Annotated in this window: 24 protein-coding genes, 1 pseudogene and 1 riboswitch; of the genes and pseudogenes, 9 read left to right on the top strand and 16 right to left on the bottom strand. The window is 55.3% G+C overall.

All coding sequences use genetic code 11. The features are described 5' to 3' along the window. Positions 1 to 49: 49 nt before the first annotated feature. Positions 50 to 1996: a methyl-accepting chemotaxis protein gene (locus EPE01S_RS14700; RefSeq protein ID WP_062746481.1), complete on the top strand. Its 1947-nt coding sequence runs from the start codon at positions 50 to 52 to the stop codon at positions 1994 to 1996. Positions 1997 to 2087: 91 nt separating this feature from the next. Here the strand turns inward: EPE01S_RS14700 and EPE01S_RS14695 are convergent, their stop codons facing one another. From EPE01S_RS14695 to moaA, 6 genes are all read right to left on the bottom strand, one after another. Continuing rightward, positions 2088 to 3176, bottom strand: a complete 1089-nt coding sequence (locus tag EPE01S_RS14695; protein ID WP_062746478.1) for a DUF1615 domain-containing protein — start codon at positions 3174 to 3176, stop codon at positions 2088 to 2090. A 35-nt stretch (positions 3177 to 3211) separates the two neighbouring features. Further along, positions 3212 to 3670, bottom strand: a complete 459-nt coding sequence (gene moaE, locus EPE01S_RS14690; RefSeq protein ID WP_062746476.1) for a molybdopterin synthase catalytic subunit MoaE — start codon at positions 3668 to 3670, stop codon at positions 3212 to 3214. Between the two features lies 1 nt (position 3671). Next, positions 3672 to 3917, bottom strand: a complete 246-nt coding sequence (gene moaD / locus EPE01S_RS14685) for a molybdopterin synthase sulfur carrier subunit (protein ID WP_062746474.1) — start codon at positions 3915 to 3917, stop codon at positions 3672 to 3674. After that, the gene (gene moaC, locus EPE01S_RS14680) at positions 3910 to 4395 is read right to left on the bottom strand and encodes a cyclic pyranopterin monophosphate synthase MoaC (protein WP_062746471.1); all 486 of its coding nucleotides are present in this window, start codon (positions 4393 to 4395) and stop codon (positions 3910 to 3912) included. The genes moaD and moaC overlap by 8 nt, the downstream gene beginning before the upstream one ends. Then, positions 4396 to 4911, bottom strand: a complete 516-nt coding sequence (gene moaB / locus EPE01S_RS14675; protein WP_062746469.1) for a molybdenum cofactor biosynthesis protein B — start codon at positions 4909 to 4911, stop codon at positions 4396 to 4398. 14 nt (positions 4912 to 4925) lie between these two features. Beyond that, a complete protein-coding gene (gene moaA / locus EPE01S_RS14670; protein ID WP_062746735.1) occupies positions 4926 to 5912 on the bottom strand; it encodes a GTP 3',8-cyclase MoaA in 987 nt (328 codons plus the stop codon). Continuing rightward, a riboswitch (molybdenum cofactor riboswitch) is annotated at positions 5903 to 6038 on the bottom strand. It overlaps the preceding gene by 10 nt. Before the next feature lie 165 nt (positions 6039 to 6203). On the opposite strand from moaA, the gene EPE01S_RS14665 reads away from it, so the two are divergent. Next, on the top strand, positions 6204 to 7112 hold the full coding sequence (locus EPE01S_RS14665; RefSeq protein WP_062746733.1) for a gluconeogenesis factor YvcK family protein: 909 nt from the start codon (positions 6204 to 6206) through the stop codon (positions 7110 to 7112). A 110-nt stretch (positions 7113 to 7222) separates the two neighbouring features. Here the strand turns inward: EPE01S_RS14665 and uvrB are convergent, their stop codons facing one another. Continuing rightward, positions 7223 to 9247: an excinuclease ABC subunit UvrB gene (gene uvrB / locus EPE01S_RS14660; protein ID WP_062746467.1), complete on the bottom strand. Its 2025-nt coding sequence runs from the start codon at positions 9245 to 9247 to the stop codon at positions 7223 to 7225. Positions 9248 to 10159: 912 nt separating this feature from the next. On the opposite strand from uvrB, the gene EPE01S_RS14655 reads away from it, so the two are divergent. Then, positions 10160 to 10876: an ABC transporter ATP-binding protein gene (locus EPE01S_RS14655; protein ID WP_062746465.1), complete on the top strand. Its 717-nt coding sequence runs from the start codon at positions 10160 to 10162 to the stop codon at positions 10874 to 10876. Positions 10877 to 10953: 77 nt separating this feature from the next. On the opposite strand, the gene bioD is transcribed toward EPE01S_RS14655, so the two are convergent. Genes bioD through bioB form a run of 4 tightly spaced genes read right to left on the bottom strand, consistent with a single transcriptional unit; the run spans position 10954 to position 14536 of the window. After that, positions 10954 to 11622, bottom strand: coding sequence for a dethiobiotin synthase (bioD, locus tag EPE01S_RS14650; protein ID WP_062746463.1), 669 nt, complete (start codon positions 11620 to 11622; stop codon positions 10954 to 10956). Continuing rightward, positions 11615 to 12370, bottom strand: a complete 756-nt coding sequence (gene bioC / locus EPE01S_RS14645) for a malonyl-ACP O-methyltransferase BioC (protein ID WP_062746462.1) — start codon at positions 12368 to 12370, stop codon at positions 11615 to 11617. The genes bioD and bioC overlap by 8 nt, the downstream gene beginning before the upstream one ends. Further along, the gene (gene bioF, locus EPE01S_RS14640; RefSeq protein WP_062746460.1) at positions 12351 to 13505 is read right to left on the bottom strand and encodes an 8-amino-7-oxononanoate synthase; all 1155 of its coding nucleotides are present in this window, start codon (positions 13503 to 13505) and stop codon (positions 12351 to 12353) included. The genes bioC and bioF overlap by 20 nt, the downstream gene beginning before the upstream one ends. After that, positions 13505 to 14536 carry a biotin synthase BioB gene (bioB, locus tag EPE01S_RS14635; protein WP_062746458.1) on the bottom strand — a complete coding sequence of 344 codons (1032 nt, stop codon included), beginning with the start codon at positions 14534 to 14536 and terminating at the stop codon, positions 13505 to 13507. Before bioB ends, bioF begins: the two co-directional genes overlap by 1 nt. 89 nt (positions 14537 to 14625) lie before the next feature. On the opposite strand from bioB, the gene bioA reads away from it, so the two are divergent. The 4 genes from bioA (at position 14626) to EPE01S_RS14615 (ending at position 18261) form a co-directional block, all read left to right on the top strand. Then, positions 14626 to 15918 carry an adenosylmethionine--8-amino-7-oxononanoate transaminase gene (bioA, locus tag EPE01S_RS14630; protein WP_062746456.1) on the top strand — a complete coding sequence of 431 codons (1293 nt, stop codon included), beginning with the start codon at positions 14626 to 14628 and terminating at the stop codon, positions 15916 to 15918. Positions 15919 to 16004: 86 nt separating this feature from the next. Then, complete coding sequence (gene curA / locus EPE01S_RS14625) at positions 16005 to 17051, top strand: NADPH-dependent curcumin/dihydrocurcumin reductase (RefSeq protein WP_062746454.1); 1047 nt, start codon at positions 16005 to 16007, stop codon at positions 17049 to 17051. Next, entirely contained in the window at positions 17048 to 17728 is a 681-nt protein-coding gene (locus EPE01S_RS14620) for a type 1 glutamine amidotransferase domain-containing protein (protein ID WP_062746452.1), read from the top strand. The genes curA and EPE01S_RS14620 overlap by 4 nt, the downstream gene beginning before the upstream one ends. Positions 17729 to 17784: 56 nt before the next feature. Next, positions 17785 to 18261 carry a kinase inhibitor gene (locus EPE01S_RS14615; RefSeq protein ID WP_062746450.1) on the top strand — a complete coding sequence of 159 codons (477 nt, stop codon included), beginning with the start codon at positions 17785 to 17787 and terminating at the stop codon, positions 18259 to 18261. A 94-nt stretch (positions 18262 to 18355) separates the two neighbouring features. Here EPE01S_RS14615 and pgl read toward each other — a convergent pair whose 3' ends face one another. Then, positions 18356 to 19348: a 6-phosphogluconolactonase gene (gene pgl, locus EPE01S_RS14610; protein WP_062746448.1), complete on the bottom strand. Its 993-nt coding sequence runs from the start codon at positions 19346 to 19348 to the stop codon at positions 18356 to 18358. A 147-nt stretch (positions 19349 to 19495) separates the two neighbouring features. Here pgl and EPE01S_RS14605 point away from each other — a divergent pair. Both EPE01S_RS14605 and EPE01S_RS14600 read left to right on the top strand, forming a co-directional pair. Then, positions 19496 to 19705, top strand: a pseudogene (locus EPE01S_RS14605) (HAD-IIB family hydrolase); the annotation flags it as partial. Between the two features lie 166 nt (positions 19706 to 19871). Continuing rightward, positions 19872 to 20714 carry a pyridoxal phosphatase gene (locus EPE01S_RS14600; protein WP_062746443.1) on the top strand — a complete coding sequence of 281 codons (843 nt, stop codon included), beginning with the start codon at positions 19872 to 19874 and terminating at the stop codon, positions 20712 to 20714. Between the two features lie 61 nt (positions 20715 to 20775). Here the strand turns inward: EPE01S_RS14600 and EPE01S_RS14595 are convergent, their stop codons facing one another. From EPE01S_RS14595 to EPE01S_RS23645, 4 genes are all read right to left on the bottom strand, one after another. Next, positions 20776 to 21582: a hypothetical protein gene (locus EPE01S_RS14595; RefSeq protein WP_157076021.1), complete on the bottom strand. Its 807-nt coding sequence runs from the start codon at positions 21580 to 21582 to the stop codon at positions 20776 to 20778. Between the two features lie 19 nt (positions 21583 to 21601). Beyond that, positions 21602 to 21892, bottom strand: coding sequence for a hypothetical protein (locus tag EPE01S_RS14590; protein ID WP_062746439.1), 291 nt, complete (start codon positions 21890 to 21892; stop codon positions 21602 to 21604). Beyond that, the gene (locus EPE01S_RS14585; protein WP_062746437.1) at positions 21889 to 22218 is read right to left on the bottom strand and encodes a hypothetical protein; all 330 of its coding nucleotides are present in this window, start codon (positions 22216 to 22218) and stop codon (positions 21889 to 21891) included. Before EPE01S_RS14585 ends, EPE01S_RS14590 begins: the two co-directional genes overlap by 4 nt. 1 nt (position 22219) lies before the next feature. Next, the coding region (locus EPE01S_RS23645) for a hypothetical protein (protein WP_062746436.1) at positions 22220 to 22692 on the bottom strand (473 nt) is incomplete at its 5' end.

The raw sequence follows: 22692 nt of genomic DNA, 5'->3' as shown, positions 1-22692 counted from the left end.
ACAGGAAGTCACAAAGCGATCACATTATTGTTCTATCGGGGGAAGTCAGATGCAAAGTCAGTCGGTTCCAAAAAAGAAAATGAGTACCCGTACGCTGATGCTGCTGACCGGGGTGCTGACGATCACCCTCGGTTTCAGTATAACCATCGGCCTGCTCAGCTGGCAGTCGAGCCAGCAGCAGAGGAAGCTGGCGGAAGATTATCTCGGGCAGATTGCCCAGAGCCAGGCGCTGGCTGTGCAGAATGAGCTGGACTATGCGCGCACCGTTGCCACCTCGATGGGACAAAGCCTGGTGGCCCTTCGCGCTTCCGGCATCACTGACCGTGCCGCCGCAGAGCAGCAGATGATCTACTCCCTGAAACTGAACCCTGACTACCTGTCTATGTCCGTGGTCTTTGAACCGGATGCCTTTGACGGCCGTGATGCCGAGTTCGCCAGCCAGCCGGGTTCACCGCCTGCAGGACGCTTTGCCCGTTTCGTTGACCGTGATCAGGCCGGTAATTACAAAGCCCACTTAATGGGTTCTTTCCTGACGCCGGGCCAGGGGGATTACTACCTGGTGCCGCGCAAACTTGAACGTGACACGCTGGCCGAACCCTACAGCTATGCCTATAACGGTGTTCCTACCCTGCTGACCTCCGTCTCTGCGGTGATTATTGATGACGGAAAGCTTAAAGCAGTGACCACCTCCGATATCTCACTGGCCTCGCTGCAACAGCGCGTCAGTAAAATCAAACCCTGGGAAGGCAGCGGCTACGCAATGCTGATTTCCACCGGCGGGAAAGTCGTCTCCAGCCCGGTGAAAGAGGATGCCGGTAAGCAGTACAAAGGCGAGACCGACGGATTCAGCAGCAAAATGATCCAGCGCTTCGATCCGGTACTGGGAGAAGAGGTACTGCAGACCTGGCGTCCGATCACCATCGGCAACAGCCAGACCTCCTGGTATCTCAGTATCGTTGCCCCGGTGGATCTGGTGATGGCCGCCGCTAACCGCCAGCTGATGTATGCGCTGATCATGATGGTGGTCAGTATTATCGTCGTCTGCGGTGTACTGGGCCTGATCTTCAGCCGTAAAGTGGCCAAGCCGATTGGCGGCGAACCGCGCCAGGCTGCCGATATCGCGCTGGCCGTGGCCGAAGGTGACCTGAGCGCCAGTATTCCGGTGAAGCACAATGATCAGCAGAGTATTTTCTTTGCCATGCACACCATGCAGCATCAGCTGCGCAATATGGTCGGTGAAATTATCTCGGCCAGCGACTCGGTTCGTCAGGGTGCAGAAGAGATTGCCAGCGGCAACCTTGATCTGGCCTCCCGCACTGAACAGCAGGCGGCCGCGCTGGAAGAGACCGCAGCCAGTATGGAACAGCTGACGGCCACGGTTAAACACAATGCCGATAACGCCCATCAGGCCACCGCGCTGACCGAAAATGCCACCGACATTGCCCAGCGCGGTGAACAGCTGGTGTCACAAGTGGTGCAGATCATGCAGCAGATCGATGAAAGTTCGCAGAAGATCGGCGCTATCACCAGCATCATTAACAGCATTGCATTTCAGACCAATATTCTGGCGCTGAACGCCGCCGTAGAAGCTGCCCGTGCCGGGGAACAGGGCCGTGGGTTTGCCGTGGTTGCGGCAGAAGTCCGCAATCTGGCCCAGCGCAGCGCCAGTGCGGTAAAAGATATTTCAGCGTTGATCAGTGAATCCACCCAGCGTGTCGATCACGGCGTCACGCTGGTGCAGAGTGCCGGTAAGACCATGCAGGAGATGACGCAGGCGGTGAATTCAGTGAAAACCATTATCGGTGAGATTGTTCATGCTTCCGATGAGCAGTCACAGGGTATTGGCCAGGTCACCGTGGCGGTGAACCAGATGGATGGTGCCACCCAGCAGAACTCCGCGCTGGTGCAGCAGATGTCTGCTGCTGCTGCATCGCTGGAAGATCAGGCGAAGACGCTGGCGCAGACAGTACAGATTTTCAAACTGCAAACGGTATAGAGCTTCTGCATGATCAGGGCTGACCCGACATAAGGTCAGCCCCAGCATCCCAGCCTGACTGCTGGGGCCGGGCATATTCTGGTCAGCGTGATTAATTACGCTGCAGACAACTCTGATAGCGGCTGTTCACGCGTTGGGCAAACCATGCGGTGGTCAGGTTGCGCGTAATCTTCGGACTTTCCAGCTTGATCCCCGGTAGCACTGCTCGCGGCAGCTTTTTCCCGGCATCTTCATCGGCCAGGGCAAAAACAGACTGCCACAGATCGGTTTTCTCGAAGTCGATACTCTCCCCTTTCTCCAATGCGCGGCGGATCGCCCGGTCGCTGTAATCCAGCTGCCTGATCGTGCGCACGGCCTTTTCAGTCGAACCTGCGCTGTCCGATCCGTAGTTAATCAGGTCACCGTCCAGCGCCAGCTTAATGCCGCTCAGGCGCGAAACGGCCGCCTGAAATGCTGCATTGCGGCTGGCATACCAGCCGGCATTGAAGTCAGCAAAACGATACAACGGCGAGGGATAGTTCGTCGGATAGCCGAGCAGATGTCGGGTGCCAAACCACAGGCCACCCCGGCGGGAAAACACTTCACGCCGCAGGGATCCTTCAACCTGGTACGGGTAGCCTTTGGCATTAGCCTCGGCAAACGCGATGCTGACCTGCATCGGCCCGCCAGTATGGATCGGATTCAGATTGCCAAACAGCTTCTGACCCATCGGCACCATATCAATGAAGTCATCAAATACTGCGCTCAGCTCTTTCTCACTTTTGACGTGATCCAGCCGGTACGCATAGCTCTTACCATTCGGCGAGTTGATCATCAGCGCGGTGCGCACCAGGAACGACGGGATATGCAGCTGCGCGGCGCGGCGGTCAATTTCGGCCCAGGCTATCCTGGGCAGGCCCGGCACCGTGGCGTCTGCGCTGAAGTTGGACTCCTGTGCGGTCACCGCAATCACCGCACACAGATTGCTGGCATCAGGGGAAATAGCCTGGCTGTTAAAGGCGACGTAGATATCACGCGCCCAGCCTTCACGATCGTTGACGCCGGAGGGCAGCAGGCGGGATATCCGGGCTTTAACATCGGCCGGTCGTGCGGTGGCGGCCGTCTCTGAGGTCTTATTGCTGCAGCCCGCCAGCGCCAGCAGCGCCAGCGGCAGAAGAGCCGGTCTGAAGAAAAAGCGCATGTCGCTCCTTAAGCCTGCGAAAATTGAAAGGGGCGTTATTTCCAGCGATCCGCAGCCTGGCGATCGCTGTCGCGCGAGTCAACCCAGCGGTCGCCTTCGGGCGTCGCTTCCTGTTTCCAGAACGGCGCGCGCGTCTTTAACTGATCCATAATAAATTCCGCCGCACTGAATGCAGCGCCGCGATGTGCGCCGCTGACCCCGACCAGGACAATTTCATCCCCGGGAAAAAGCTCGCCAATGCGGTGAACCACCGTCATGCGCTGCACCGGCCAGCGCTGACGCGCTTCATCAACAATCTCCGCCAGCGCTTTTTCGGTCATGCCCGGATAGTGCTCCAGCCTCAGCGCACGGACGTTATCGCCCAGATTATGATTGCGCACCTTACCGGTAAAGGTCACCACCGCACCGTCAAGGTCAGAGGCGGCCAGCCACTGATACTCGTCGCTCATGCTGAAGGGGGCACAGCCCACGCGAATACGGGTCTGCTCGTCCATATCAGCCTCCCGTGACCGGCGGGAAGAAGGCGACTTCATCCCCGGCCTGAAGCGGATGCTGCAGGCATACCAGCGTCTGATTAACTGCGGCGAGCAGCTTACCCGACTCCAGCGCCAGCGCCCAGCGCTCCCCCTGCTGCGCCAGGTGGTTGCGCAGCGCTTCCACATCTGGATAGTTCGCAGGTATTGTCAGATGATCGGTGCCAACCAGCTCACGCACCTGGGCAAAAAACAGCACATTAATCATGGTGCACCGCCTCGAAATCGCCGGATTTTCCACCACTTTTACTCAGCAGGCGGCACTGTTCGATGGTGATATCTTTCTGCACGGCTTTGCACATATCGTAGATGGTCAGCGCCGCCACCGAGGCAGCCGTCAGCGCTTCCATCTCCACGCCCGTTTTCCCGGTCAGACGACAGAGTGAGACGATCCGTACACGCTGGTGTTCCGGCTCGGCGCTCAGGGACACTTCCACCTTACTCAGCATCAATGGATGGCACAGCGGGATCAGCTCCCAGGTACGTTTAGCGGCCTGGATACCGGCGATCCGGGCAGTGGCAAACACATCCCCTTTGTGATGGCTGCCGTCGATGATCATCTGCAGCGTGTCAGGGTGCATCACCACAAAAGCCTCTGCCCGTGCTTCGCGCACGGTATCCTGTTTGGCGGAAACATCCACCATATGCGCCTCTCCGGCAGCATTAATATGCGTTAATTTAGACATTTATAATTTCTTCACGTGCGAGACAAAATGACAGGGGCGGGTACGGGCATCCAACTGGTCCTGGATGATGCGCTCCCAGGCCAGCTGGCAGCCCCCGGTGGAGCCTGGCATGGCAAAAATCAGCGTTTCATTTGCCAGGCCCGCCACTGCACGGGACTGCAGGGTTGACGTGCCGATATCTTCGTAGGAGATCATGCGGAACAGCTCGCCAAACCCCTCTATTTCTCGGTCGAACAGCGGCAGCAGCGCTTCCGGCGTACAGTTTTTTTCGTTAAACCCGGTGCCGCCATTAATCAGCACCACCTGAACGTCACTACTGGCTATCCAGCGGGACACCACGGCACGGATGCGGTAACGGTTATCAGCGACAATGGCCCGATCCACCGCGTGGTGCCCCGCTTCCGTCAGCGCTTCGCGCAGGTAGTCACCGGAGCTGTCAGTTTCAGCGGTATGGCGATCGGAGACAGTTAACACCGCAACGTTAAGAGGGAGAAAATCCGTTGTACCTTTGCCCATAAAAACTCCTTAGCTTAACCGCCGATAAATGAAAGGTTTTGGGTAATACCGGTATGACCCTGATGCAGAAAGTGCGTCTCTTTTTTGGTCGTCAGGCTGCCGGCAATCCGCGCCTGCAGCTCCGCCTGCTGACTGTCATCAGCCAGAAGATCGCGCAGTGGCACGCCGCCGTCACCAAACAGGCAGAGATGCAGTTGACCGGTGGCAGAGACACGAAGGCGGTTACAGCTGGCGCAAAAATCTTTTTCATAGGGCATGATCAGGCCAATTTCACCCTGATAATCGGCATGACGAAACACCTGCGCGGGGCCATCGCTGCGCGCGCGCTGCTGCTGCACCCAGCCCTGGCGCAGCAGCTGGTCGCGGATCACCTGGCCGGAGACATGGTGACGACGAAACAGCGATCCGCCATCGCCGGTTTCCATCAGCTCAATAAAGCGCAGCTGGACAGGACGGTCGCGCACCCAGGCAAGGAACGTATCAAGACTATGGTGATTAACATCCCGCATCAGCACGGTATTGACTTTCACCTGACTGAAACCGGCATCAAAAGCCGCATCGATACCGCGCATCACCTCATCAAATTTATTCTGCCCGGTAATGGCATGAAACTGACGCGCGTCAAGGCTGTCGACACTGACGTTCAGCGCCGTCAGGCCGGCGGCCCGCCACTTGCCGATATCCCGCTGCAGGCGGTAACCATTGGTGGTAAGGGCTATCTGGCGAATCGAGGGGTTGTCGCGGACGGCCGCGATGATATCGGTGAAATCACGTCGCATTGAGGGCTCGCCGCCGGTGAGGCGCACTTTTTCCGTTCCCGCTGCCGCAAAGGCACGAGTGACACGACGGATCTCATCCAGTGAAAGGAAGCTTTTGTTCTGCGCGCCCTGGGGTTTATAGCCGTCAGGCAGGCAGTATGTGCAGCGGAAATTGCACACGTCAGTAATCGACAGACGCAGGTAGTAGAACCTGCGCGCGAAGTTATCAGTAAATTGTGGCACCTGTGACACCTTTCCAGATAGGGAGATGCAGTCATTTCTTTCTGCACCCTGGCAACTCAGAGGTTGCGGCCAGGACACCATATCCCAAAGGACCCAGGTGTCAGGGCTTAAGTGTGACTTGCCGGACATCGGCAAATCGTGATGGGCAAATGTTAGCGCTATTATTCCGTCGTTACCAGTAAGGTTTTTCGCTATATATTATGATATATAACGTATTTTCCCGGCCTTTTCCCGCAGGAATAGCGTAAAATAAACGGCATAAACAGTGGCCGAACATAACAAATGGATATTATGCGAAATCGCACCTTAGCTGACCTCGACCGCGTGGTGGCATTAGGCGGAGGACACGGCCTGGGCCGTGTGATGTCTGCCCTCTCGCCTCTGGGTTCCCGTCTGACCGGGATTGTCACTACCACTGATAATGGTGGCTCCACCGGGCGTATCCGCCGTTCGGAAGGGGGGATCGCCTGGGGCGATATGCGCAACTGTCTGAACCAGTTGATTGCCGAACCCAGCGTGGCGTCAGCCATGTTTGAGTATCGCTTTGCCGGCAACGGCGAACTGGCCGGGCATAATCTGGGCAATCTGATGCTGAAAGCCCTCGATCACCTCAGCGTCCGCCCTTTTGAGGCGATTAATCTGATCCGTAATCTCCTGAAGGTGGATGCGTTTCTGATCCCGATGTCCGAGCAACCGGTCGACCTGGTGGCGCTGGATAACGAAGGCCATCTGGTGTACGGCGAAACTGAAATTGACCAGCTGACGCAGCCACCGCAGGAGCTGATGCTCTCACCCAAGGTCAGCGCCACGCGTGAAGCGGTGGAGGCAATTGGTGAAGCAGATCTGATCCTGATTGGGCCCGGCAGTTTTTATACCAGCCTGATGCCGGTTCTGCTGCTGCCGGAGATTGCTCAGGCCATGCGCCGGACGCCGGCCACCATGGTATTCATTGGCAATCTGGGTAAAGAACTCAGCCCGGCGGCGGCAACACTGACGGTTCCTGATAAGCTGGCGATGATGGAGAAGGCGATAGGCAAACGGGTCATTGATGCGCTGGTGCTGGGGCCGAAAGTGGACAGCAGCCAGATTGACGGGCGGCTGATTATTCAGGAGCCGCTGGAGGCCGGGGATATTCCTTATCGTCACGACCGACAGCTGCTGCGCCTGGCGCTGGAGCACGCCGTTCAGGCCATGGTGTGACCGGCTGCCAGCCGTTATGCTGCGGCTTGGGTGAGCGGTAAAAGGGTCTCCCGGCAAAAAAACAAAAGACAAACAGACGGGCCGATCGTTTTTACGATCGGCCCTTGGTATTATGACGCGGCAATAAACAGCTCACGTACCTGATGCAGCTGGTCGCGAACCTGGGCTGCTTCTTCAAACTCCAGGTTTTGCGCATGTTTCTGCATCTGCGCCTCCAGCTGATGGATGCGTTTTTGCAGCCCCTGTGGCGAGAGGTCAACATAGGCCGGATCGTCCTCAACAATGCTGCGTCCTTTCATACTGCGCACTTTCGCTTTGTTTTTCGCCAGCCCCTGCCCTAACTCCAGAATATCAGCAATCTTCTTGTTGAGGCCCTGCGGCACAATACCGTGCTCCAGGTTGTACTGCTCCTGCTTTTCACGGCGGCGTTCCGTCTCACTGATGGCGCGCGCCATAGACGGGGTGATTTTGTCACCGTAAAGAATCGCCTTTCCGTTGAGATTACGTGCTGCACGCCCGATGGTCTGGATCAGCGAGCGCTCTGAACGCAGGAAGCCCTCTTTATCCGCATCGAGGATCGCCACCAGCGAGACCTCGGGCATATCCAGCCCTTCACGCAGTAAGTTGATCCCCACCAGCACGTCAAATTCACCCAGACGCAGGTCGCGGATAATTTCCACGCGCTCAACGGTGTCGATATCCGAGTGCAGGTAGCGCACACGTTCACCGTGCTCTTCCAGATATTCCGTCAGGTCTTCGGCCATACGCTTGGTCAGCACCGTCACCAGCACGCGCTCGTTAATCACCACGCGTTTGCGGATTTCCGACAGCAGGTCGTCAACCTGGGTTCCAACGGGACGGACTTCGATTGTCGGATCCAGCAGGCCGGTAGGTCGTACCACCTGATCCACCACGTCCCCGCCCGACTTCTCCAGCTCATAGTTACCGGGTGTGGCCGAGACATAAATCGTCTGCGGGGCCAGCCCCTCAAACTCTTCAAACTTCATCGGACGGTTATCCAGCGCGGATGGCAGGCGGAAGCCGTACTCCACCAGCGTCTCTTTACGCGCCCGGTCCCCGCGATACATCCCGCCGATCTGCGGAATGGTGACGTGGGATTCGTCAATCACCAGCAGGCCATCGGCGGGCAGGTAGTCGAACAGGGTTGGCGGTGCTTCACCCGGCCCGCGACCAGACAGATAGCGGGAGTAGTTTTCGATACCGGAGCAGTAGCCCAGCTCGTTCATCATCTCCAGATCAAACTGGGTACGCTGACTGAGGCGCTGCTCTTCCAGCAGCTTATTGTTGGCCAGCAGCACCTGCTTGCGCTCTGCCAGCTCGACTTTGATCTCCTCCATCGCCTGCAGGATACGCTCACGCGGCGTCACATAGTGCGTTTTCGGATAGATGGTATAACGCGGGATCACGGAGTCAATCTGGCCGGTCAGCGGGTCAAAGATAGACAGGCGCTCCACTTCCTCATCAAACAGCTCCACGCGCAGCGCATAGTCGTCGGACTCTGCCGGGAAAATATCGATAACCTCACCGCGCACGCGGAAGGTGCCGCGCTGGAAGGCCTGATCATTACGGGTATATTGCAGCTCTGCCAGTCGGCGGAGGATTGCGCGCTGGTCAATGACCATCCCGCGCGTCAGATGCAGCATCATCTTCAGGTAGAGGTCAGGATCGCCCAGACCATAGATTGCCGAAACCGAGGCCACCACAATGACATCGCGTCGTTCCAGCAGGGCTTTGGTCGCTGACAGTCGCATCTGCTCAATATGTTCGTTTACCGAGGCGTCTTTCTCGATAAAAGTGTCCGAACTGGGCACATAGGCTTCAGGCTGGTAATAATCGTAATAAGAGACAAAGTACTCAACGGCATTATCAGGAAAGAATTCCTTCATTTCGCCGTACAACTGGGCCGCCAGCGTCTTGTTCGGTGCCAGTACCATCGTAGGACGGTTAAGGTCGGCAATCACATTGGCCACGGTGAACGTTTTACCCGATCCGGTTACGCCCAGCAGTGTCTGGTGCGCCAGCCCGTCTTCCAGCCCCTCTTCAAGACGGCGGATGGCTTCCGGCTGGTCGCCAGAAGGTTTGAAATCGGAGTTGAGTTTAAAGACTTTGCTCATTAACAGGCTACCTGATGAAGATGTGCGCGAACCGGACTCTAATTCTACTCTGCCGTGACGATTTTGCCAGAAAAAAAGACTGGATAAATTCACAGTTGTTTTTCATACTGTTTCACGTAACAGCATAGCCGCACTTTTGCTGCTCGTTGCGCAAACGTATGCGGTCAGTGCCGGAATGGCTTATCCCCAGACAGTTTTTTTTTTTAACATTTGTCAATAGCGTCCCGGCAAAAGCCAGGCGGGATGATGGGCGAAAACTCCACTGTATTGATTTTAAGTAACCTGTTGATTTTAATATTTATTAATCAAAAGCCGAGTTTCGCAGCAACCCGAGCCTAAGCCGCGTCCGCTCTCGCCTTGCGCAGGTTTTCAGATGCTAATGCACAAGGTTATCCACAGGAATAGTGGATAACTGTTTTCAGCGCCTGACCTGTCTGATATGTATAAATCGTCCCCATGCGTTCCTCCGCCCGCCAAATATTTTTTTTTCCTTTTTTTTTGCCGCGATCGCGGCCGTTTTCCAGGCAGAAAGCCAGACTTATACACCGTATTTCTGGCGGTCAGCCACGCTCCCGCTTCCCGGACGGGCCCGGCCCCGATCGGGCGACAGACCGTTGCACCATCACCGCCCAGGCAACAGCACTACCCCGGTGCAGAACGACCCCTTACCGCCTTGAATGTTTAGCAACGCTGACCTTTTCTCGCCGTGAAGGCGATCGCGGTCTGTCTTTCTGGCCTTTATCCGAACTGGCCTGCTATTTGCAAGATTAGCGTTACCGCCTCACCTGTCAGGACACCAGAGCGAGGCACCTAAAGCCGCGGGCGTGATATTCACGCCGGACTGTTTGCCAGACGACACAGAGCGTAAGCAATACAGATGCGATCGATAACTGTCTGGAGGGAGAGTGTCAGATGCTCAGTTTACGTTCTGTTAATCAGTTTTACGGGCAAAACCATATTTTGTGGGATGTCGATCTGGATCTGCAGCCCGGCTCCTGTACCGGTATTATCGGTCGTCAGGGCATGGGAAAAACCACCCTGGTCAACTGCATTATGGGGCACCTGCCCATTAACAGCGGGTCGATGATCTGGCAGGACGATAACGGCCCGCCGCAGGATCTGCTGTTGCAGCCCATGGAGCAGCGTGCCTCGCTGGGGATTGGTTATGTGCCGCAGGGCCGCCATATTTTCTCGCAGATGACCATTGAAGAGAACCTGCAAATCGCCCTGCTGGCGGGGGCTGGTATGGCACGTCATCGGGCCATACCGCCAATGGTTTACGATCTCTTTCCGCTGCTGTATTCCCTGCGCCATCAGCGCAGCGGCGAACTGCCGATTGACCAGCAGCAGCAGTTAGCGCTGGCGCGTGCGCTGGTGCTGCAACCGAAACTGCTGATTCTGGATGAGCCGACGGAGGGGATGTCACCGTGGCTGGAGGAGGAGATGGGTAATCTGATCCATCGTCTGAATCACGACTTCGGCATGACCATTCTGCTCCTGGAGCAGCGTCTGTCGTTTATCCGTCGGGTGGCAGACTATTTCCTGCTGCTGCATCGCGGACGTAACGTCGCTCACGGCACGGTGGCCCAGTTGGATGACAGCATGGTCAACACGTGGCTGACGGTGTGATGACAGCGCTTAGAACGGGAAAGAAGAGGGAGGGCGACCGGATAAATGGTCGCCCCGACAAGTTCATACCGGACGTATCAGGGTAAGGTGATAAAGCGCCCCACGTCGGTAAAATTGCGCCCGTACAGATGCGGGATCTCCCCCAACAGCGGCGCGTCAAGGCGCCGGATCAGCGTCTCCAGATATTCCTGATGCCGTTTTCCCGGCGGCTGGATGCCGTTGGCAATCCAGCCGGCCAGCGGCAGCCCCGCCACCTTTATCGCCTGAGCGGTGAGCAGTGCATGATTGATACACCCCAGTTTTATCCCCACTACCAGAATGACCGGTAGCTGCTCCTGCTGCACCCAGTCGGCAAACGTCAGCGTGGCAGAGAGCGGGGTAAACCATCCGCCCGCCCCCTCGGTCAGTACCCAGTCAGCCTGCTGTGAAATCACCTCAAGGCCCGCTGACAGCTGCATGGTGGTGATGGGCCGGTGCTCTTCTGCACTGATGATATGCGGCGAAGTCGGCTCAAGAAATGCCAGCGGATTGACCATCGCATAAGGCAGCCTGACCGCACTGAAGTGCTGTAAGGCCAGGGCATCCTCATTGCGGATCCCGTCCGGGGTCATTTCACTGCCGGAGGCAACCGGCTTATAGCCCGCACAGCGATAGCCCGCCGCCTGCGCTGCCTGTAACAGCGCACAGCTGGCGACGGTTTTCCCCACTTCCGTATCCGTTCCGGTAACAAACCAGCGTTTACTCACGTTCCATAACTCCTGAAACCAGTTGATAACTCAGCAGACAACCGCGTGCATCACGCGGCCAGCTGGCTTCCAGCCGCTGCAGATGGCCCCGACTCAGTCCCTGCCCACCACGCCCCTGGTGCAGATGGGTCGCGCCGATCCCTTTTAATGACCGCAGCAGGCTGAGCACGTCCGGAAACGCCAGCGTCAGCGTGTAGGGCGTCAGGGTCAGATTCATCCCAGCCCCCGCCTGTTCCAACTGCTGAAGCCGGGCAAACTGGTTGACCGGCGCGCGTTCACCCAGCGGCCAGGCGTACTGAACCTCCCTCAGGGAGCCGTCGAGCAGCGTGGAGAACAGCACCTGCCCGCCGGGGCGGGTTACGCGCCACAGCTCTTTCAGTGCCTGAGGCAAGTCGCTGCACCACTGGATCGCCAGATTGCTCCAGCAGCGATCGAAGCTGGCCGCGGCAAACGGCAGTGCCTCAATATCCCCGGGCTGATAGCAGTCAGCGGCCTGGCTGAGTGCCGCCTGCTGCAGCATTTTTTCTGACAGGTCAAGTGCGGTAACGTGGTGCCCGGTGCTGCGCCAGCGCTGGCTGAACCAGCCGGTACCGCAGCCTGCATCCAGCACCCGCAGCGCCTGGCCGGGGCGGGCCAGGGCCAGCAGATGCTCTCCACACTGCCGCTGAAGGTCAGCATGGCGGTTATAGCTTTGCGCCGCACGGCCAAAGGCCGCAGCCACGGCCTGTTTATCGACCATCTGCAGCATACAGTGCCTCCAGAAGCTGATCGATGTCATCCCGGGAATGGGCCGCACTGAGGGTGATGCGCAGCCGTGAAGTGCCGGGCGGTACGGTGGGCGGCCGGATAGCATTCACCCAGCAGCCACGTTCGCGCAGTTGCTGTGACAGCCGCAGCGCAGCCTGCTCCTCTCCGACAATCAGAGGCTGAATCGCACTGTCCGACGCCGAAAGCGACCAGGCCCCCCCTTCCGCATGCTGACGAAAGTAGCGGATATTGTCCGCCAGCGTCCTGCGGAGATCGTCCCCCTGGCGGACAGCTCGCAGCGCAGCATGAATGGCGCAGACCTGCGCCGGAGGCATGGCAGTGCTGTAAATCAGATGGCGGGCAAACTGCAGCAGATACTCAGCCGTGTCGTCATTGCACAGCAATGCCGCCCCGCTCACGCCGAAGGCTTTGCCAAAGGTGACGATCAGCAGCTCCGCTTTCACGCCCTGCTGCCAGCCACTTCCGCGCCCCTGCTCACCGCAGACGCCGACACCGTGAGCGTCATCCACCAGCAGCCAGCTTCCGCTGCGTTGTGACAGTGCATGCAGCGCCGCCAGCGGTGCGCGGTCACCGTCCATGCTGAAGATCCCTTCTGTCACCACCAGCGTTTCGCCCGGGGTGTCGCCGGCCAGCAGCGTTGCCAGCGCACCGGGCTGATTATGGGCGAAGCGACGCAGCGTGGCCGGACTGAGGCTGGCCGCCTCCAGCAGCGAGGCATGACAGAGCTTATCGGCGAAGATTCGATCGTTTTTTGCCAGCATTGCCGCGATCACCGCCTGATTAGCCGAAAATCCTGACATAAACAGCAGGCCGCGATCGTAGCCAAGCCAGTCGGCCAGTTCCTCCTCCAGGGCAGCCTGCGGCGCCCGGTAGCCGGTAACATGCGTCGATCCCCCCGCGCCGACGCCGTAACGTTCCGCCCCCTGCTGCCAGGCGCTGACGATGCCGGGGTCATGGCTCAGTCCGAGATAGTCGTTCGCGGAGAAGTTGAGATAGTCCACCCCGGCCACCTGCAGACGGCGCGCATCGCCCTGCTGGCTGGCGTGGCGCTGTCGATACTGACCGCGCTGGTGTCTGGCGGTCAGGGCCTGCGTCAGGCGTTGTGACCAGCTCATTACACCGCCGCGTTATAAAACAGATCGGTATCGGCCTGCATCAGCTGCGCTGTCAGCGCCTGCTGCTGCTCGTTATCACCGCTGTCGGTCACGCTGTCCTGTGGGTTGAGACCCAGCTTACGGAACAGCACCCGATCTTTGTCTTCTTCCGGATTCGGCGTCGTCAGCAGTTTGCAGCCGTAAAAAATCGAGTTAGCCCCGGCCATAAAACACATCGCCTGAGTCTGCTCACTCATCTGTTCGCGCCCGGCAGAGAGCCGCACGTGGGAGCGCGGCATCATAATGCGCGCCACCGCGATGGTGCGGATAAAGTCGAACGGGTCGACATCGTCATTATCCGCCAGCGGAGTGCCTTTCACTTTGACCAGCATATTAATCGGCACGCTTTCCGGCGGAGTCGGCAGGTTGGCCAGCTGCACCAGCAGCCCGGCACGGTCGCTGACCGTTTCGCCCAGCCCGACAATGCCACCGGAGCAGACTTTGATACCGGCGTCACGCACCTGCCCGAGGGTGTCCAGCCGCTCCTGATAGCTGCGGGTAGTGATAATACTGCCGTAAAACTCCGGCGAGGTATCAAGGTTGTGGTTGTAGAAATCCAGTCCGGCCTGCGCCAGGCGCTGCGCCTGCTGCTGGCTGAGGGTGCCGAGGGTCATGCAGGTTTCCATGCCCATCGCTTTGACGCCCTGCACCATCTGTTCCAGATAAGGCATATCGCGCTCATGGGGGTTTTTCCATGCGGCCCCCATGCAGAAGCGCCCGGACCCGGCGGCTTTGGCTTTACGCGCCGAACTGAGCACCTCCTCCACCTCCATCAGGCGCTCCGACTCCAGCCCGGTTTTGTAACGGGCGCTTTGCGGACAATATTTGCAGTCTTCCGGGCAGGCCCCGGTTTTAATCGACAGCAGCGTACTGACCTGCACCTGGCGCGGGTCAAAATGCTGACGATGCGTCTGCTGGGCTTCAAACATCAGTTCGAGAAAAGGCTTATCAAACAGCGCCTGTGCCTGAGAGAGGGTCCAACGTGTTGCCATTGCTTGCTCCAAAAAAGTCTGTCATTTGTCTTCACGGCCTGGTTATACTTGTAAACTAAATTTTTTATTTTTGGTTTACAAGTGATTTTATGACCCCAGACGATCTTGCCTTTGACCGTGACCATATCTGGCACCCCTACACGTCCATGAGCCAGCCGCTGCCCTGTTATCCGGTGGTGGCCGCCGCCGGCACGTCGCTTCAGCTGGCGGACGGTCGGGAGCTGGTCGACGGCATGTCCTCCTGGTGGGCCGCGATCCACGGCTATAACCATCCGCGTCTTAACCGGGCGCTGCAGACCCAGATGGCGCAGATGTCTCACGTGATGTTTGGCGGGATCACCCATCCGGCCGCCGTGTCGCTGTGCCGCCGTCTGGTCGCGATGACGCCCGCCCCGCTGTCGTGCGTGTTCCTTGCGGATTCGGGATCGGTGGCGGTCGAAGTGGCGATGAAAATGGCGCTGCAGTACTGGCAGGCAAAAGGGGAAAAGCGTCAGCGCTTTCTCACCCTGCGTAACGGTTATCACGGGGATACCTTTGCCGCCATGTCGGTATGCGACCCGCAGAACAGCATGCACAGCCTGTATCAGGGCTACCTGCCGGAGCACCTGTTCGTTCCCGCTCCGCCGCGTATTGACCAGCCATGGCAGGAGCAGGACGCCGACGCCCTCGAACAGGCCATAGCGACCCATCATCACCAGCTGGCGGCGGTGATCCTCGAACCCATCGTGCAGGGAGCGGGCGGAATGCGCTTTTATCACCCGCGCTATCTCCGTCGGGTGCGTGAGCTGTGCGATCATTACCAGCTGCTGCTGATCGCCGATGAAATTGCCACCGGCTTTGGCCGCACCGGTAAACTGTTTGCCTGTGAACATGCGGCTATCAGCCCGGACATCCTCTGCGTGGGCAAGGCGCTGACCGGGGGCACAATGACCCTGTCGGCCACCCTGACGACCCGGCAGGTGGCCGAGACCATCAGCAATGGCGAAGCAGGCTGCTTTATGCACGGGCCGACGTTTATGGGTAACCCGCTGGCCTGCGCCGTGGCGTCGGAAAGCCTGGCCATGCTGCAGGAAAATCACTGGCCGGCGCAGGTCAGCGCCATTGAGCATCAGCTCAGTGCCGCGCTTCTGCCGTTGCGTGACAGCCCGGAGGTGGCTGATGTGCGCGTGCTGGGCGCGATTGGGGTGGTGGAGACCCACCGACCGGTGAATATGGCGGCGATGCAGCAGTTCTTTGTGCAACAGGGCGTGTGGATCCGCCCCTTTGGCCGGCTGATCTATCTGATGCCTCCGTATGTGATCTCACCCGGGGCGCTGGCCCGGTTAACGGACGCGGTCGCCGCCGCCGTAGCACATCCTGCCCTGTTTAATTATCTGAAATAAAGGCACCCTCCAGGCAGCCATCTCTGTGATGGGCTAGACTTTTACCAGGTTTTTTTGCGGCTTACTGCCGCATATCAGGAGATAACATGCCACAAGATAAACATACCAATCGTCGGCTGTTGCTGGCATCGCGCCCGCACGGTGCGCCGACCCCAGCCAATTTCCACCTGGAATCCCAGCACGTTCCCACCCCTTCGCAGGGCGAGGTACTCCTGCGCACCGTCTGGCTGTCGCTGGACCCGTACATGCGCGGACGGATGAGCGATGCCCCTTCTTACGTCCCGCCCGTTGCCGTCAATGAGGTGATGTGTGGTGGTACGGTGTCGATAGTAGAACGTTCAGAGCATCCTGACTTCGCCGCAGGCGACTGGGTGCTGGGCTACAGCGGCTGGCAGGATTTTGCCCTGTCCACCGGTGAAGACCTGGTGAAACTCAGCGGCCCGGTGCTGAAGCATCCTTCATGGGCGCTGGGTATGCTCGGTATGCCGGGCTTCACGGCCTATATGGGGCTGCTGGACATCGGTAACCCGCAGGCCGGGGAAACCGTCGTGGTGGCGGCCGCCACCGGAGCCGTGGGCTCGCTTGTCGGCCAGATTGCCAAACTGAAGGGCTGTCATGTTGTCGGGATCGCCGGGGGTGCGGAGAAATGCCGTTATGCCGAAGAAGTGCTGGGCTTCGACCGCTGCCTCGACCACCGCGATGACAACCTGGCTGAACAGCTTGCCCGCCACTGTGCCGATGGCATCGACATCTACTTCGAAAGCGTGGGAGGCAAAGTGTTTAATGCCGTCCTGCCGCTGATGAATACCAAAGGACGTATTCCGGTCTGTGGGCTAATCGCCGACTATAACAGCACCGGCGCAAGCGACGGTCCGGATCGCCTGCCGCAGCTGCAGAGTGCCATCCTGCGCAAACGCCTGCGCGTGGAAGGCTTTATTATTAATCAGGATTACGGCCACCGCTTTGATGAGTTCTTCCGTCAGATGAGCAAGTGGGTCGCTGAAGATCGTCTGGTCTTCCGCGAAGATATTATCGATGGTCTGGATAATGCACCGGAAGCCTTCATCGGCATGCTGCAGGGCAAAAACTTTGGCAAGCTCGTGGTTCGCGTGGCAGGAGATAAACCGCAATGAAACTGTTAATGGTACTGACATCACACGACAAGCTGGGCGATACCGGCCATAAAACCGGATTCTGGCTGGAAGAGTTTGCTGCACCCTATTATGTCTTCCGCGATGCGGGGATTTCGGTGGTGCTGGCTTCCCCTGCCGGAGGGCAGCCGCCGCTTGACCCGGTCAGCGATGCGCCCGATGCGCAAACCAGCGATACCGAGCGTTTTCGCAATGACATTGCCGCGCAGCAGGCGCTGGCCAATACTCAGCGGCTGGATGCAATCGACCCCGGCGAATTTGACGCCGTATTTTATCCCGGTGGTCACGGGCCGCTGTGGGATCTGGCCGAAGACCTGACCAGTATTCAGCTGATCGAAACGCTGTTCGCCAACGGTAAGCCCGTCGGCACCGTCTGCCACGCTCCCGGCGTGCTGCGTCACGCGAAAAAGCCGGACGGCACGCCGCTGGTCGCCGGCAAACGTGTCACCGGTTTTACCAACAGTGAAGAAGAGGCCGTTGGCCTGACGGATGTGGTACCTTTCCTGGTGGAAGACGAGCTGAAGAAGCTGGGCGGTCAGTTTGAGCGCACCGATGACTGGGGTGTGTACGTACTGACCGATGGCCATCTGGTTACCGGACAAAACCCGGCCTCTTCCGCTGCCGCAGCCGAAGAGCTGCTGAAGTTACTTCACCAATAACAGGGTGCTCACCCCGGCTGCGGGGTGACATCACATCTGAAGGTTAAGGAGATGGAATGAAGCTAGTCAGCCAGGATTTCAACGACGGCGATAAATTACCGGAACGCCAGGTGCTGAATGCCATGGGTTACCAGGGGGAAAATCTGTCGCCACATCTGGCCTGGGACGAGGTGCCTGCAGGGACGAAAAGTTTTGTCGTCACCTGCTACGATCCTGACGCGCCAACCGGTTCCGGCTGGTGGCACTGGGTGGTGGCTAACCTGCCCGCTGACACGCGGGAGCTGGCGGCGGGTGCCGGTTCCGGCAAAGCGGATCTGCCGGCCGGTTCAGTACAGACCCGTACCGATTTTGGCAGCGCGGGCTACGGCGGCGCGGCACCGCCGAAGGGCGAATCTCACCGCTATATTTTCACCGTTCACGCGATAGATACTGATCGTCTTGAAGTGGATGAGAACGCCAGTGGTGCGATGGTGGGCTTTAACGTTCATTTCCATTCGCTGGGCAGTGCTTCCATAACGGCGATGTATTCATAAATCAGAGCGACCTGCAGGGCGACGAGGAAAGCAGGTCGCCCTGCAGCTGATGTCACTTTCGCCGCAAGGCTGACCTTCTGTTTCGCCCGGCCTCTTAATCCAGCGCGTGGATCACGACCCACATTGGCCCCTGCCCTACAGCATACCGCGCCAGCGGCTGCAACAGACCGCGATCGGCGGTGATTTTATACACTTCAATATGATGTGATTTCTGTCCGGCGGCCACCAGGTACTGCCCGCGGTTATCAATATTAAAGCCGCGCGGCTGGGTTTCTGTTGGCTGATGCCCTTCCACGGTCAGGGTGGCGCCATCCGCGCTGATGCTGAACGTGGTAATGATGCTGGCGGTGCGATCGCAGCTGTACAGATGGCGGCCATCTGGCGTGATATGAATATCAGCCGCCCAGCGGGTATCACTGAATCCTTCCGGCATCATATCCAGGCTCTGCACTTTCTCCACGTCACCTTTGCTTAAGTCCCAGACGTCAACGGTACTGTCCAGTTCGTTAACGCAGTAGACGTAACGCTGATTCGGGTGGAACGCCATATGACGCGGACCCGCCCCGGGCTTCGTTTTCAGTTCAGACTGTGCACACGGCGTCAGTTCACCGCTGTCAGACAGGCTGAACAGCGCAATACGGTCCTGCTTCAGCGCCGGAACAAACAGCGTCTGGTTCGTCAGGTCGATGTTCGCAGAATGACAGCCATCCAGACCGCTCACGGTCTGCACGGGCGCCCCCGGCAGGCCATCGGCACCGATCGGGCTGACGCTGACGAAAGCATCGTTGTAGGAACCGACGAAAATAAAGCGGCCCTCACGATCGGTCGAGATGTGCGTCGGGCTGCCTGCCAGGGGCGCATGACCGGCTTCTTTCAGTTTGCCGTCAGCCTCAATGCGGTAGGCAACGATGCGGAAATCCGGGCGAACACCCACGTAAAGAAACTTCTTGTCCGGGCTGACCACCATGGGCTGTACCTGGCCAGGCGCATCAACAACCTGTAGCAGCGTCAGTGCGCCCGCATCATTCATCTGCCAGGCGTGGATCTGATGGCTCTCAGGGCTGGCGGTATAAACAACTTGTTTCATGAATGCTCCTTGTTCTGAACGGAAAATCGGTGAGTGGTAAAGTATTCACCACCGTCGTCGGACTTACTTGCCATCTGTACCGTCAGTTTTGTGGCTGACGTCACAAGGTGTACACTTATTGACTTCTTTTGAGCCACGGGAACTGTTATGAGCTATCGCATCATCGCCCTCGATCTGGACGGCACGCTGTTAACCCCTACCAAAACCATTCTGCCAGAATCACTGGAAGCCCTCAAAAAAGCGCAGCAGGCTGGCATAAAAATCCTGATCGTGACCGGACGCCATCATGTGGCCATCCATCCTTTTTATCAGGCACTGGCGCTGGATACACCTGCAATCTGCTGTAATGGCACTTATTTGAATAGAGGCTACAGTATATAAACAAAAAGCCTAAAACTACATTGAATTCATTCTGTTGCTTACCCTGCTCACCTAACTTTTACCACTACGTGGTAAGTTTGAAGTAGGCATTAAGCGGTGTACTATCGGAAAAACTCATCATTTAATGACGGCGAAACAAGATATGAACTATCAGGTAGTAGCTCTTGATCTAGACGGTACTTTGTTAACCCCAGAGAAAAAAATCCTTCCTGAATCACTAAGTGCAATAAAAAAAGTACGTGAATCTGGAGCAAAAGTTATCATTGTTACCGGACGTCACTTTGTTGCAATCCATCCTTTCTATCAAGCACTTGAGTTAGATACACCTGCAATATGTTGCAATGGTGCATTACTCTACGATTATCAAGGAAAGAAGGTGCTTGCGTCTGATCCATTGCAACCGAACCAAGCGACTCAATTAATTGATCTGCTTGATAGTTACAATGTTCATAGTTTGATGTACGCCGACGATGCCATGATTTATCAGGAACCAACGGGCCATATTATCCGTACAGAAAATTGGGCAAGATCTTTACCAGAATCACAGCGTCCGGTATTTCGAAAAGTCGATTCGCTAAGAGAAGCAGCAAGGAATGTCGATAATATTTGGAAGTTTGCACTTACTGGTAACGATATAGTTAAATTGCAAGAATTCACTGAAGTTGTTGAGCGTGAGCTTGGCCTCGCTTGTGAATGGTCTTGGCATGATCAGGTTGATATTGCTCAAAGTGGAAACAGTAAAGGAAAACGATTAGCACAATGGGTTGAATCTCAGGGTTTATCTATGAGTCAGGTTATCGCTTTTGGTGATAACTATAATGATTTAAGTATGCTAGAAAGTGCAGGTCTTGGTGTTGCGATGGGTAATGCATCTGACAAGATTAAAGAAAGTGTTGATTTGGTAATCGGTAATAATACAGAACCTAGTATTGCTGAGTTATTGGAAAAACATTTTAAAAATGTACCTGCACAAAACACCCTGTAATTTTTTGTGGCTTATCTTTAAAATAAAATCCCCACCTAAAATTCTAGGTGGGTATTGTAAATTACATCTGACGCGGAGTGATTAACTGGAAAATGTCCTCATGACGATTCAAAAGTACTTTCATTGAGTTAAGCGACTGAGATCTTATAGTCATCATTTTATCAACTAAACTTTTTACTTCAATGTATCTTTCCGAACTCATGAAAAATTCGTTTAACGCACGTCGTGCTTGCTCGATGTCAGCATCATTTTTCGAATATAATATCTTTGGAAAATCATTACTCCTATGAATAGTCATATTTTTTGTTTTTAGAAAATCATTAAAAACATGATCTAATTCAAAGCGTAATAAATAAAGATTATCTAAATCTTTATCTAAAGCTAGAAACTCTCTTAATTTATCTTCACATAGATCCCACCGAAAAAAAACCAACCTTTCAATAACTCTATGAATTTCAGTAATTGCATCCCTTAATTCATCCAAGTCGTTGTAAATTGAATTGATACTAGCATAAAAATTAATGGCTCTTTTATCATCAAAGAAATTTTCGTGAAAGGGATTGGGTAGCTGGTGTTCTAATGTTGAGGGTAAAAACCCAAACATTACATTATTATATTTTTCAAATGCATCATATTTTAATTGTATGCCCTCCTCCAAAGCCCTACCCTCTGTAAGTGATTGCTTCCAATTTCTAGCTAAGTAAAAACCTTTGACACCTACTATTGTCAACGCCGCGTTGAATGCTAATGATAACCAATCAGTTATTTTCACATCTTTATGTGAACTTGGAAACGCTAATGAAATGCAAAATAAAAATATTAAAAAAACCATAAAAGCGAAGAAGTAGTCTTTTACATTAAATTTCACGTACATACCTATAGATGAATTAATTACCATCAATCAAGATTACCAAAATCTTCCAAACATCTGCAAGTGGTATCGTAGGAAGTATTACCCCGCATAGAGCTAGGATAGGAATCACAACGTAGTTATAAAACACGATGAACGTTAGTACATAGCCTAATGCTTGCCGCCATGTAAACCCCTTCTTCGTTTCCTCTAAAGTAATTTCGTTTTGTTGCTCTGAGTTCTTAGCTACTAACTTATCTTTACTTTCTTGCTTCTTAGTAAAGAACGTTGTAGCCGTTTTAAATAAATCGATAAGAATACTTATCATACATTCTCCTGTATCTGACATACACAGGAATAGACGCGATGACCCTTAAAGATGTGATTGTAAGAATATAGTACCTTTACTTCTGTCTTCTCTTTACTTAGCTCAACGGTCAATACATCGTCCTCATTTACACGAGGTGTATTATCATGATTGAAGCTATACACTACTAATTTACCATGTTCATCATCTACTTTCTTTTTGATAAGCTTATTTCCAGATAGTGCTTTATCATATGGTATGGTAACACTTACTGGCTTGATAGCATGAAATGAAAAATCTTCTAGTACAGAATGATCGTAACATGGGAATTGTTCTAAGTTGTTCATCTTAATTTCTCCATCGGTAATCAAAGCCACCCCGTAAATTCCTTAATTGTTGTATTACTCTTTTCTCGGTTTCATCGTAGTAGTCAAACAATGGTCTTCTTCCTACTGAACCGTAATAGCCAATTACTCTCTTTTCACGTGCCAGTTTTGGATTACGCTTAGCAGATTTCTTTGTAGTATCGATTAAGTACGTGTTACCGCTCTTGCTCTTTACCTTTTTATATTTATTGTTCTTAGACCTGGAACGAAGCTGTGTGATGTTGCCTTGCTTAGTCAGAGGTGCGTTCTTGTATGGAATAATTTTAGATTCTATAGTTGCTGCACTTTGAGGATCTAGGATGTACTTCAGGTAGGATGTTTGGTTAGATTTTAGGATAATCTGATTAACTGACTCAAATTCACTAATCTTCTTGAAATTGAAAAACATACTTTTAGTAGTGAATGGAACTGCACCGCCAGCTACATCAGTATTGA

Origin of the sequence: Erwinia persicina NBRC 102418, assembly GCF_001571305.1 — a bacterium.
Taxonomy (GTDB): domain Bacteria; phylum Pseudomonadota; class Gammaproteobacteria; order Enterobacterales; family Enterobacteriaceae; genus Erwinia; species Erwinia persicina.
This window is presented reverse-complemented; position numbering and strand designations above follow the sequence as displayed.